The 12,646-nt window shown below is 70.2% G+C and carries 8 protein-coding genes; 4 read left to right on the top strand and 4 right to left on the bottom strand.

Annotated features, from left to right (window positions below; genetic code table 11):
- Positions 1–159: 159 nt before the first annotated feature.
- Together galE and QJS31_RS33090 are read right to left on the bottom strand one after the other, a co-directional pair.
- A complete protein-coding gene (gene galE / locus QJS31_RS33095; RefSeq protein ID WP_282786073.1) occupies positions 160–1,143 on the bottom strand; it encodes a UDP-glucose 4-epimerase GalE in 984 nt (327 codons plus the stop codon).
- A 3-nt stretch (positions 1,144–1,146) separates the two neighbouring features.
- A complete protein-coding gene (locus QJS31_RS33090) occupies positions 1,147–1,833 on the bottom strand; it encodes a metal-dependent transcriptional regulator (RefSeq protein WP_039815507.1) in 687 nt (228 codons plus the stop codon).
- A gap of 176 nt (positions 1,834–2,009) precedes the next feature.
- Here QJS31_RS33090 and QJS31_RS33085 point away from each other — a divergent pair, with 176 nt between their 5' ends.
- From QJS31_RS33085 to ppc, 4 genes are all read left to right on the top strand, one after another.
- Entirely contained in the window at positions 2,010–3,248 is a 1,239-nt protein-coding gene (locus tag QJS31_RS33085) for an acetoin utilization protein AcuC (protein WP_282786072.1), read from the top strand.
- Positions 3,241–6,039, top strand: coding sequence for a GNAT family N-acetyltransferase (locus tag QJS31_RS33080; RefSeq protein WP_372341762.1), 2,799 nt, complete (start codon positions 3,241–3,243; stop codon positions 6,037–6,039). The genes QJS31_RS33085 and QJS31_RS33080 overlap by 8 nt, the downstream gene beginning before the upstream one ends.
- Before the next feature lie 32 nt (positions 6,040–6,071).
- Positions 6,072–6,413: a DUF4333 domain-containing protein gene (locus QJS31_RS33075; protein WP_143981758.1), complete on the top strand. Its 342-nt coding sequence runs from the start codon at positions 6,072–6,074 to the stop codon at positions 6,411–6,413.
- 73 nt (positions 6,414–6,486) lie between these two features.
- On the top strand, positions 6,487–9,249 hold the full coding sequence (ppc, locus tag QJS31_RS33070) for a phosphoenolpyruvate carboxylase (protein ID WP_306358585.1): 2,763 nt from the start codon (positions 6,487–6,489) through the stop codon (positions 9,247–9,249).
- Between the two features lie 523 nt (positions 9,250–9,772).
- Here the strand turns inward: ppc and QJS31_RS33065 are convergent.
- Complete coding sequence (locus tag QJS31_RS33065; RefSeq protein WP_029923966.1) at positions 9,773–10,741, bottom strand: sigma-70 family RNA polymerase sigma factor; 969 nt, start codon at positions 10,739–10,741, stop codon at positions 9,773–9,775.
- 381 nt (positions 10,742–11,122) lie between these two features.
- A complete protein-coding gene (locus QJS31_RS33060; protein ID WP_306358584.1) occupies positions 11,123–12,643 on the bottom strand; it encodes a methyltransferase in 1,521 nt (506 codons plus the stop codon).
- Positions 12,644–12,646: the final 3 nt, after the last annotated feature.

Genomic DNA, 12,646 nt, shown 5'->3' with positions numbered 1-12,646 from the left:
GCGAACGGGGCTCGGCCGAACGAGTCCGGGGCGAATGAGTCCGGGGCGAATGAGTCCGGGGCGACCGGGGCTGCGCGAACGTGTCCGAGGCGAACGTGTCCGAGGCGGACGGGACTGCGGCGGACGGGACTGGGGCGGACGGGTTGGCGAAGGCGCGGGTCAGCGGCGGGCGCTGTGCGCGCGGTCGCCGAGCGTCTGCAGGAACGACCAGGCATCGGCCACGATGGTGTCCAACTCGGTGTGTCGCGGACGCCAGTCGAGTTCGGTGACTGCCCGCTCGCTGGACGCGATGAGCACCGCCGGATCGCCCGCCCGCCGAGGGGCGTCGATCGCGCGGATGGGCAGGCCGGTGACGCGCTCGCAGGCCGAAATCACCTCGCGCACCGAGAAACCGGTTCCGCTGCCGAGATTGAAGATGCGGTGCGCACCGGGGCGCGACTGCGCCAGGGCCAGCAGATGCGCCTGGGCGAGATCGCGGATGTGGATGTAGTCGCGCACCGCGGTGCCGTCGGCGGTGGGGTAGTCGGTGCCGAAGACCGAGATGGACTCGCGGTGGCCCAGCGCCGTCTGCAGGACGAGGGGAATGAGATGGGTTTCCACGACGCGGTTCTCACCCAGGCCCGCGTACGCGCCCGCCACATTGAAGTAGCGCAGGCTGGTCGCCGCCAGACCGTGCGCCGCCGCGTAGGAGGTGATGGCGTAGTCGATGGACAGCTTCGACGCCCCGTAGGGGTTCGTCGGCCGGGTCGGCGCGTCCTCCACGATCGGCACCTGTTCCGGCTCGCCGTACACAGCGGCGGTGGAGGAGAAGACCAGGCGCGGCGTACCGGCGGCGCGCATGGCCTCCAGCAGGGCGAGGGTCTTCACCACATTGCCGTGCCAGTACTTCTCCGGCTGCTGCACCGATTCCCCGACCAGCGACTGCGCCGCGAAATGCAACACGCCGTCGAAGTTCTCGGCGGCGACGAGCTCCACGCCCACCGTGGCGATATCACCCTCCACGAACTTGGCGCCGGTGGGCACCCCGTCGGCATTGCCGGTCGAGACATCGTCCACCACGACCACCTCGTGGCCGTCTTCGAGCAGCACCTGCGCGCAGACGCCGCCGACATAGCCGGCACCGCCCGTGACCAGAAGTTTCACGCCTCAGACCAACTTCACCTGGACGGCGTGGGCCATCTCGTCGGAGAGTTCGAAACCGGCGTGGCCCGGCACCAGAATGACCACCGCGCCCGGCTTGGTCTCGACGTTCACGCGGGCGTCGGGCACCACGCCCGCCTCCCGCAGCTGGTTGATGATCTCCGGATCGGTCTGGATGTGCTCGGAGAGCCGTCGCACCACCACCGCCGCGGACTGCCCGGAGGGCAGGTCCGAGAGCCGGACCAGCTTCTCCTCGGCGTTCGAGGTGCCGGTGACACCCAGCTCGTCCAGGCCCGGGATCGGGTTGCCGTACGGCGAGGTCGTGGGGTGGTTGAGCACCTCGACCAGACGGCGCTCCACCTCCTCGCTCATCACGTGCTCCCAGCGACACGCCTCGGCGTGCACGTTCTGCCAGTCCAGTCCGATGATGTCGACCAGCAGCCGCTCGGCCAGCCGGTGCTTGCGCATCACCGCGACCGCCATGGCCCGGCCCTTCTCCGTCAACTCGAGATGGCGATCACCCGCGACGGTCAGCAGTCCGTCGCGTTCCATGCGCGCCACCGTCTGACTGACCGTGGGCCCGCTCTGCTCGAGGCGCTCGGCGATGCGCGCACGCAAGGGCGTGACGCCCTCCTCCTCGAGGTCGTAGATGGTACGGAGGTACATCTCCGTGGTGTCGACCAGATCCTTCACCTGTTTAACCCCTTCGTCGTGCACGAATTCTACCCATGCGCGGCGGCTGCACCGGGCGACAGCTTATTTCGCGAACGCACTGTCAACACCCAGGGCGCGCTGCGTGTTCCCTGCGGGTTCGGTGCTGCGCGGTGTCCAGAGCCTACGAAGCGCCGTGACGCATTAGCGTGGCAGGTATGCCTGGCCCACCGCGCAGTGACGGCACCGTCGTCTGGACCGACCGTTTCCTGGACTACAAGTGGACGCCGGAGCATCCGATGCGTCCCGTGCGGCTGCGCTTCACCATGGCGCTGGCCGAGAGTCTCGGCCTGTTCGACGGGGTGGAGGCGCTCTCGCCGACGGCGGCCACCGAGGGCGATCTGCTGCGCGTGCACACCCACGACTACATCGAAGCGGTCAAGCACGCTCGACAACCGGACGGTCAGCCGCCGTTGGCACCGCCCTACGGACTCGGTTCCCCCGACAACCCGGTGTTCCCGCAGATGCACGAGGCGGCCTCGGTCATCGTCGGCGGGACCCTCGCGGCGGCCCGGGAGATCGCCGCCGGACGCACCCGCCGCGCGGTGAGCATCGGCGGCGGCATGCACCACGCCATGCCGGCTTCGGCGGCCGGATTCTGCGTGTACAACGATGCGGCGGTGGCGATTTCGTGGCTGCTGGACAACGGTTTCGACCGCATCGCCTACCTGGATGTGGACGTCCACCACGGGGACGGGGTGCAGCGGGCCTTCTACGACGACCCGCGCGTGCTGACCGTCTCCATCCACCAGCATCCGGCGACGCTGTGGCCGAATACCGGCTGGTCCGAGGAGACCGGCGCGGGTAAGGCGGAGGGCACCGCGGTGAACCTCGCCATCATGCCCGGCACCCGGGACGCGTTGTGGCTGCGGGGCTTCCACGCGGTGGTGCCCGGCGCGCTGGCCGCGTTCCGGCCGCAGATCGTGGTCAGCCAGTGCGGCGTCGACACCCACCGCGAGGATCCGCTCGCCGACCTGGAGCTGTCGGTGGACGGGCAGCGCGCCGCCTTCCTGGCCATGCGCGAACTGGCCGACCGCTACGCCGAGGGCCGCTGGCTGGCCATCGGCGGTGGCGGCTACGGGCTGATCCGGGTGGTGCCACGCGCCTGGACGCATCTGCTGGCCGCCGCCCTGGACCGCGATATCGACCCGGCCACCCCCATTCCGGCGGAGTGGGCCGCGGCCGCCGCCGAGTACGCGCCGAATATCGCGCCGCCCGCCACCATGGGCGACGGCGGCGACATCGCCTTCGAACGCTGGGACGGCCCCGGCGGCGGCCGGGAGACCGGTGACGAACGCGCCGACCGGGCCCGCCGGGCCCTCGACACATCCGTATTGGCAACACGCCGAGCGACTTTCGGACTGCTCGGCCTGGATCCGGAGGATCCCCGTGACTGAACCCACCGACCCGGCGACACCGCCGCCGGGCGAACCCGCCGCACGCGACAGACCCGCCGCCGGCGAGCCGTCGGCCACCCCGGCTGGAGCACCGGCCGCCGCCGCACCCTCGTTTCCGGACAGTCCGGGGACCCCGGCGACGCCCCCGCCCCCGCCGGAACACTGGTTCGCCGACGTGCTCGCCTCCGACGGCGGCGTGGTGCGGCTGCGACCCATCACCCCCGAGGACGCGGAGCCCATGCAGCGGTTCCACGCGGGGCTCTCGGATCGCACGCGTTACCTGCGCTACTTCGGGCCGTATCCGCGAATGACGCCGAAGGATCTGTACCGCACCACCCACGTGGATTATCACGACCGGGTCGGGCTGGTGATCGAGCTGGGCGACGAGATCATCGCGGTGGGACGGTACGAGTATCTGGCCGAACGGGGTGAGCCCCGGGCCGCCGAGGTGGCCTTCGTGGTGGCCGACGGGCATCAGGGGCGCGGGCTCGGGTCGATCCTGCTCGAACATCTGGCGGGCGCGGCGGCCGAGAACGACATCGACACCTTCGTGGCCGAGGTGCTGGCCGAGAACAACGCCATGGTGCAGGTGTTCCGGGATGCCGGGTACCAGGTGCAACGCAGTCGCGACGGGTCGGTCCTGCACCTGGAATTCGCCATCGACCCCACCGAGGCGCTGTTGTCGGTGCGGGACTCGCGCGAACGCGCCTCCGAGGCGCGCAGTGTGGGAAATCTGCTGTCGCCCAAGTCCGTTGCCGTGATCGGCGCGACACCCTCCACCGGGCGGGTGGGCGGCGCGGTGCTGGCGAATCTGCTGTCGGGCACCTTCCAGGGGCCGGTTTTCCCGGTCAACCGCAATCGCGCCGCCGTCCGCGGGGTGCGGGCGTACGCGACCGTCCGCGATATTCCCGACGAGGTCGACCTGGCGGTGATCGCCGTCCCCGCCACCGAGATCGATTCCGTGCTCGACGACTGCATGGCCAAGGGCGTCAAGGGGCTGGTGGTGCTGACCGCCGGATTCTCCGAGACCGGCCCGCGCGGCTACGCCGCCGAACGCAGCCTGGTCGACGCGGCCCGCGCCCACGGTATGCGGGTGGTGGGCCCGAGCGCGCTCGGCATCGCCAATACCGATCCGGCCATCGCACTCAACGCCACCCTCGCCCCGGTCCTGCCCGGCCGCGGGCGGATCGGCTTCTTCTGCCAGTCCGGCCCGCTCGGCGGGGCCATTCTGGCCGAGGCCGCGGCCCGGCAGCTGGGCCTGTCCACCTTCGTCTCCGCCGGCAATCGTGCCGATGTCTCCGGCAACGATCTGCTCCAGTACTGGGACAGCGACCCGGATACCGATGTGGTGCTGCTGTACCTGGAGACCTTCGGCAATCCGCGCAAGTTCTCCCGCATCGCCCGTCGGGTGGCCCGCAGCAAACCCGTGGTCGCGGTGAACAGTGGCCGCAATGTGGCGCAGGCGGAGGGGGAGCGGGATCTGGACCGGTCGCTGGTGCGCAACCTGTTCGCGCAGGCGGGCATCATCCAGGTCGACTCCATCGCCGAACTGTTCGATTGCGCCATGCTGGTCGGTTATCAGCCGCTGCCCGCGGGCAAGCGACTCGCGGTGATCGGCAACAGCGCCGCCCTCGCCTGGCTGGCCGTCGACGCCGCCCGCGGCGAGGGCCTCGACGTCGGCGAACCCATCGACCTGGGACCGCAGGCGAGTCCGGCCGACTATCTCACCGCCGTGGCCGCCGCGGTCAGCGACAGCGAGGTGGACGCGGTCATCGTCGTGTACTCACCGCCGGTCGCCACCGGTGTGGCCGCCTTTGCCGAGGCCATCCGTTCCGGTGCGCAATCCGATCCGGACACACCGGTGCTCACCACCTTCGTCGCCGATCAGGGCATGCCCAATCTGCTCGCCACGCGCGGTGCGGGCGGTTCGGTGGAACGCGGCTCCATCCCGTCCTACGCCGATCCGGAGCGCGCGGCGCGGGCCCTGGCCCGGGTGCGGCGCTACGCCGACTGGGTCGCCCGCCCGATCTCCCCGGTGGCGCGGCCGGACGGACTCGACACCACCCGCGCCCGTGACCTGGTGGCCGGGTGGATGGCGGCGGACGAGGGCCGCTGGCTCACCGATCTGGAAGCCGTGGACCTGCTGGCCTGCTACGGGATTCGCATCGTCGAGTTCCGGGAGGTGCTCGACGCCGATGCCGCCGTGGCCGCGGCCGAGGAACTCGGTTACCCGGTGGCGGCCAAGGCGACCGGTGAACTGTGGCGCAACCGGCCCGACCTCACCGGGGTGCGGCTGGACCTGTGGCGCTCCGACGCGGTGCGGCGCGGCTACACCGACCTCGCGGAGGTGTCCGGCAATCCGGTGGTGCACATCCAGCGGATGGCCACCAAGGGGGTGGGCTGCACCTTCCGCGTGCAGGACGATCCGTCCTTCGGTTCGGTCATCAGCTTCGGCCTGTCCGGCACCATCATCGACCTGCTCGGAGACCGTGTGTACCGGGCGCTGCCGCTCACCGAGGCCGAATCCGCGGAACTCATCGACGCGCCGCGCGCCGCCCCGCTGCTGTCGGGCACCGTCGGCGGGCGCACCATCGACAAGCCGGTGGACCGTGGCGCACTCGCCGAGATCGCCCAGCGCATCTCCGCGCTGTGCGACGACCTACCGGAGGTGCGGGAGCTGCTGTGCGAACCGATCCTCGCCTCCCCGGAGGGCGCGGCGGTGCTCTACGGCCGGGTCCGCATCGGTCCCGAACCGAGTCGATTCGATATCGGTCCCCGTCGTTTGGCGTAAACGATCGGTGGGTCGGCGGCGATACTTCCGACATGTCCGCTCTGCTCTCGGCTCGCCGTCGATCCGCTCGTGCGCTGTCCGCTTCCGCATTCGTTCTCGGCGTCGCGCTCGCCGCCACCGCGTGTTCGGTCTCGATCGGCGGCGGTCCCGTCGTCGAGGAGGCGGAACTCGAGAACTCGATCAAGCAGACGCTCACCGACCAGGTGGGTGTCGCCCCCGACGCCATCGACTGCCCCGGCGATCTGCGCGGGAAGGAGGGCACCACCATGCGCTGCACCCTGACCGCGGGCGCCGACACGCTCGGGTTGACGGTGACCGTGACCGGCACCGACGGCGATACGGTCAACTACGACGTGCAGGTCGACGAGTCGTGAGGCTGCGCGCCGCGCGATAGCCGCGGGTGTGCCCGGTCCGCCTCCCGCGGCGAAAGCGGGCAGAATTCATCCCATGCGGGAAGATCGGATCGAAACAGCCACCGCGCCGCTGCGCGACGACATCCGGTTCCTCGGCGGGATCCTCGGCGACACCATCCACGATCACGAGGGGCCGGACGTCTTCGACCTCATCGAGCGGGTGCGGGTGGAGGCGTTCCGGGTCCGGCGTTCGGAGGTGGAGCGTCGCGCCGTCGCCGACATGGTCCGCGATGTGGACATTCACACCGCCATACCGCTCATTCGCGCCTTCAGCCATTTCCTGCTGCTGGCCAACCTCGCCGAGGACCTCCAGCGCGACCGCCGCCGCGCCGTGCACATGGCGGCCGGGGAGCCGCCGCAGGACTCCAGCCTCGCCGCCACCTACCGCAAACTCGACGCCGCCCGGCCCGACGCCGATATCGCCGCCGAACTGCTGCGCGACGCCCTGGTCTCGCCGGTCATCACCGCGCACCCCACCGAGACGCGGCGTCGCACCGTCTTCGACGTGCAGTCACGCATCACCGAACTCATGCGGCGGCGGCAGCGGTACGCCGAGACCGAACCCGAGTACGCCGCGCTCGAGAGCGATATCCGACGCCAGGTGCTGCTGCTCTGGCGTACCGCGCTGATTCGGCTGGCACGCTTGCGGATTCAGGACGAGATCGAGGTCGGCCTGCGGTACTACGACCTGACCCTCTTCGACGTCATCCCACGCATCAACGCCGAACTGCGTCAGGCGCTGCGCACGCGCTGGCCCGAACAGGAGCTGCTGACCCGGCCCATCCTGCGGCCGGGCTCCTGGATCGGCGGCGACCGGGACGGCAATCCGAACGTCACCGCCGAGGTGGTGCACCGGGCCACCCACCGCGCGGGGGCGGTGGCCTTCGGCAACTACCTCACCGCGCTGGTGGATCTGGAGAAGCAGCTCTCGCAATCGGCGCGGCTGGTGCCGGTCACCCCCGCGCTCGCGGCGCTCACCGACGAGGGCTACGACGATTCGCCGCAGCGCGCCGACGAGCCCTACCGGCGTGCCCTGCGCGGTATCCGCGCCCGGCTCAGCGCCACCGCGCAGCGATCGCTCGGCGAAATCCCCGCCGACGGCATCGATGTCGGTGCGCGCCCCTACACCGGACCGCGCGAGTTCCTCGACGAGCTGTGTGTGGTGGACGCCTCCATGCGCGCCTCCGGCGACGGGCTGCTCGCCGACGACCGTCTCGCCGCGCTGCGAAACGCGGTGGAGACCTTCGGATTCCATCTGCAGGGCCTGGACATGCGGCAGAACTCGGAAGTGCACGAGCAGGTGGTGGCCGAGCTGTTCGCCTGGGCCGGAGTGCATTCCGACTACGCGTCGCTCGACGAGGCGCAGCGGGTGGAACTGTTGGCCGCCGAGCTCACCACCCGCCGTCCGCTGGTCGGCCCGAACGCACGGCTCAGCGAGTTGGCCACCAAGGAACTGGGTGTGGTGCGGGCGGCCCGCACGGCCCTCGACGACCTGGGCGCGGATACCGTGCCGAACTACATCATCTCCATGTGCACCTCGGTCAGCGACATGCTGGAGGCGGCGTTGCTGCTGAAGGAGGCGGGGATCCTGGATCCGGGCGACGCGCAGACGCCGCCGTCGAGTCCGGTGGGCGTGGTGCCGCTGTTCGAAACCATCGACGATCTGCGTCACGGCGCGGACATCCTGGTGGCCGCACTGGAGGTGCCCGCCTATCAGCGGCTGGTCGCGGCACGCGGCATGCGACAGGAGGTCATGCTCGGCTACTCCGACTCCAACAAGGACGGTGGATATCTCGCCGCCAACTGGGCGCTGTACCGTGCCGAACTCGATCTGGTGGAAGCGGCGCGCAAGACGGGAATTCGCTTGCGGCTCTTCCACGGTCGCGGCGGCACGGTCGGTCGCGGCGGCGGGCGCAGCTATGACGCCATCCTGGCGCAACCCGCCGGAGCGGTGCGCGGTTCGCTGCGGCTCACCGAGCAGGGCGAGGTCATCTCCACCAAGTACGCCGATCCCGGCACCGCGTACCGCAATCTGGAGGCGCTGGTGGCGGGCACCCTGGAGTCCACGCTGCTGGATGTGGAGGGGCTCGGCGCGGATGCCGAACCGGCCTACGAACTGCTCGACGAACTGGCCGAACTCGCGCGCCGGGCCTATGCCCGCCTGGTGCACGACACCCCCGGTTTCGTGGAGTACTTCCGTGCCTCCACTCCCATCGCGGAGGTCGCCGACCTCAACCTGGGCAGCCGCCCCGCCTCCCGCAAGCCCACCAATTCGGTTTCGGATCTGCGGGCCATTCCGTGGGTGATGGCCTGGAGTCAGTCGCGGGTCATGCTGCCCGGCTGGTACGGCACCGGTTCGGCCTTCGAGCAGTGGATCGGCGACGATCCGGACCGGCTGGCCACCCTGTCGGACCTGTATCGGCGGTGGCCGTTCTTCCGCACGGTGCTGTCGAATCTCGCCCAGGTGATGGCCAAGGCCGATATGGACATCGCCGCCACCTATGCCGAGCTGGTTCCCGATGAGGCGTTGCGCGACACCGTATTCAGGATGATCCGGGACGAGTACGCCCGCACCGTACGCGTGTACGCCGCCATCACCGGCAGCGACGAATTGCTCGCCGACAACCCGGCGCTGGCCGAATCCATCCGCAACCGCTTCCCGTACCTGGAACCGCTGAACCAGATGCAGGTGGAACTGCTGCGCCGCCGCCGCGCCGGAGACGATTCCGAACTCGTGGAGCGCGGCATCCTACTCACCATGAACGGCCTGGCGACCGCGTTGCGCAACTCCGGCTAGCGGTCCGGGCCGCCACCGCATACCCCTCGGTGGCGGGGTCGCGATTGCCGAGTAGGAAATCAGCTCTGAGGTGTTCGAGGCCGTCGTCCCGAAGCGCCTGCGCATCAGTTCGGGACGATGCGAAGGCGGAGCGGCCCACCGGCCGGGTGATCACCTGAGACCTGCGCCCGGAGGGGAGTGGCACCCGAGTCGCGCTGACACACAGCGGATTCGACCCTGGCGACGCCTCGCACCCTCCCGCAACATCATGCGCGGTGGCTGGCCCGGCGTGCTGCGCCGACTCGACCAGACGCTCGCCGCGGACCGATCAACACGGCGGACTGATCAACACGGCGGTGCGCGGTTGGCCGATGTCGGCGCGGACCGTGTGCGTAGAAATCCGCCCCGGTATCGCAATCCGCCCGGTGTCGCGCACACGAAAGTGCCGGTCGGTCCACGCTGTCCCGAGGGGTTGGTGGGCAGCGGGAACCGACCGGCGTTGGTGTCGGACCGGCGCCTCGAAGACGGCCCGACGATCTGGGGTCTAGCTCGCGTAGGCGCGCAGGCGGTCGGCGCGCTCGCCCTTGCGGAGCTTGGACATGACCTCACGCTCTATCTGGCGAACCCGCTCGCGGGACAGGCCGAAGAGCTTGCCGATCTGGTCCAGGGTGCGCGGCTGGCCGTCGTCGAGGCCGTAGCGCAGGCGGATGACCTGCTGTTCGCGCTCGTCCAGGGTGGCCAGCACGGTGCGCACGTCGCGGTGCAGCAGACCCGCGATCACGGCGCTCTCCGCGGAGGTGGCCTCGGAGTCCTCGATGAAGTCGCCCAGCGGGGCTTCCTCGTCATTGCCGACCGGCATGTCCAGGCTGACCGGATCGCGGCTGTGGTCCAGCAGATCGGCGATCTTCTCGACCGGAATGCCCGACTCGCGCGCCAGCTCGGCGTCGGTGGCCTCGCGTCCCAGCTGCTGATGCAGTTCGCGCTTGATCCGGGCCAGCTTGTTCACCTGCTCGACCAAGTGCACGGGGAGCCGGATGGTGCGGCTCTGATCGGCCATACCGCGGGTGATGGCCTGCCGGATCCACCAGGTGGCGTAGGTGGAGAACTTGAAGCCCTTGGTGTAGTCGAACTTCTCCATGGCTCGGATCAGGCCGAGATTGCCCTCCTGGATCAGGTCCAGCAGCGGCATACCGCGACCGGTGTAGCGCTTGGCAAGCGACACCACGAGACGCAGGTTGGCTTCGAGCAGATGCTGGCGCGCGGCCTGACCTTCGCGAACCAGGATCGCGAGATCCTTCTTCTTCGCGGCCGACAGCCGTTTGCCGGTCTCCAGCAAATGCTGAGCGTAGAGGCCCGCCTCGATGCGCTTGGCCAGCTCGACCTCGTCGGCCGCCGTCAGCAGCGCCGTCTTGCCGATCCCGTTCAGGTACACACGTACCAGGTCGGCGGCGGGGCTCTGGGCGTCGAGGTCCTGTTCGCTGGTGCGCACGTCAGTGGTGGCGGGGCTTGTCATGACTTGCCTCCTGTCGGTGGTGTCTCACTCCGATCAACGGACCCGACATTCGGAAAGTTCCCCGCCGTGAGCCTGATAAACCGCATCTGAGCTGCGGTTTCATCACGCTTCGGCTGAGAAGTTCCTGAGAAGGGTCCGCCCGGGGAACGCGGCCCCCGACGGGTCCGCGCCGATTTCCGGATGGTTGCCGTAACCGGAACCCAACTTCCGCATACGCCCCTCGGATAGGCGTTTTCGGCGAGAAGTAACCCCGCCGTCGGACGTTGTGTGGTGTGGGTCTCGTGGGAGCAGCTCAACCGATAGATGAAACGACGGGTGGTCACCGGGCATTCCCTGGGGAATGCGTGGGACCACCCGCCGTGACGTGTGCGTTTCGCCGAACTACCGAACCGGTCGGATCAGGCCGTGCCGGACCAGGTCCAGCACCACCCGCAGGGCGGCGGTCCGGAACTCCGGGGTTGCCGTGTCACCGGACTCACCGAAGGCGAGCAGTTCGACCAGATCGGCCAGCGGCAGCCCGTCGGGCCGCATCCCGGCCAGCAGGGCGGCGATGGCGTCGTCGATCTCGTGCTGCCAGCGCGGGCCGTCACCGCGATGCAGGCGCACCACCCGCTGCTCCCAGCCGTGCGGGCCCGGCAGCGAGACCCGCTCCAGCGCCGTCGCGGCATCCACCTCGAAGCGTGCCGACCACGCCACCTCGGGATCGGCGGCCACCGCCCGCAGCCACGCCGAGCGCTCGAACCAGCGGGTGGCCTCCGCTCCCAGCGGATCGTCGAAACCGTGCGTGAGGTCCTCGGCCAGCAGCTCGGTCGGGCCGTCGATGGCGCGCAGATAGACGAAGCCGAAACCGATGCCCTCCACCTCCGCCGCCGCGAACGCGTCCAACCAGGCCTCGGCGCGGGCCTGAGCGGCCGGATCGCGCGGATCGAGTCCGGCGTCGCGCAGCCAGGTGCCGACATAGAGCGCGGGATCGGCCACATCGCGCTGCACGATCCAGGCGTCCACCCCGTGATCGGGCAGCCAGCGCGATACCCGGCCGCGCCAGTCCTCGCCCTCGACATGGACCCAGGAGGCCAGCATGGCGGCCGTACCGCCCGGATTCAGCAGGGCGGGGGCACCCGACACGACGAGTTCGCTGGCCCCGTCCAGCGCCAGCCCGGAATCACGGTAGGTGTGCTCGACCCGGGCCGGGCCGACGACGAACGGGGGATTGGCCACCACCTGGTCGAAGCGGCGTCCCGCCACGGGGTCGAACCAGGAACCCTCGAGCAGTTCGAAGGTCAGGTCGTTGAGGGCGGCATTGGCCTCGGCCAGCCACAGGGCGCGCTGGTTCACGTCGGTGCCGGTGACGCTGCGGCCGTAACCGCTGGCGTGGACGGCCTGCACACCGCAGCCGGTGCCCAGATCGAGGACGGTGCCGACCGGTTCGGTCGGGGTAGCGCGCAGCAGCGACAGCGACGCCTGCCCGACCCCGAGCACATGGTCCGTGTCCAGTGCCCGCCGCCGCATGGAGTCGTCCAGATCTGACAGGATCCAGCGGGTGCCGTGGCCCAGGTCCAGGGGGCGCAGATCCAGTGCCGCCCACACCTCGCCGCCCTCACGGTCGAGCAGACCGGCGGCGACGGCGGCCTCGATATCGACCGGCCGCAGCGCCGCGGCCGCCTCCCGCTCGGGCACCGGATCACCGAGCAGCAGCAGCCGGATGAGAACGCCGAGTTCCCCGGCGGACCGGGCGGCCCGGCGCACCGGCACCGGCTCGGAGCGCCCGAGGGCCGAATGCGCCGCATCGCCGAGCACGTCCAGGAGAGTGTCGGCGTCGTAGCCGACGCGGGTGAGGGCGGCGCGCAGGTCCGGGGCCAGTGCGGCGAGCAGAGACGAGGTGGTCGTCGGATTCGTCGGCATGAC

Source organism: Nocardia sp. CC213A (genome assembly GCF_030766805.1).
Classification (GTDB): domain Bacteria; phylum Actinomycetota; class Actinomycetes; order Mycobacteriales; family Mycobacteriaceae; genus Nocardia; species Nocardia otitidiscaviarum.
This window is presented reverse-complemented; position numbering and strand designations above follow the sequence as displayed.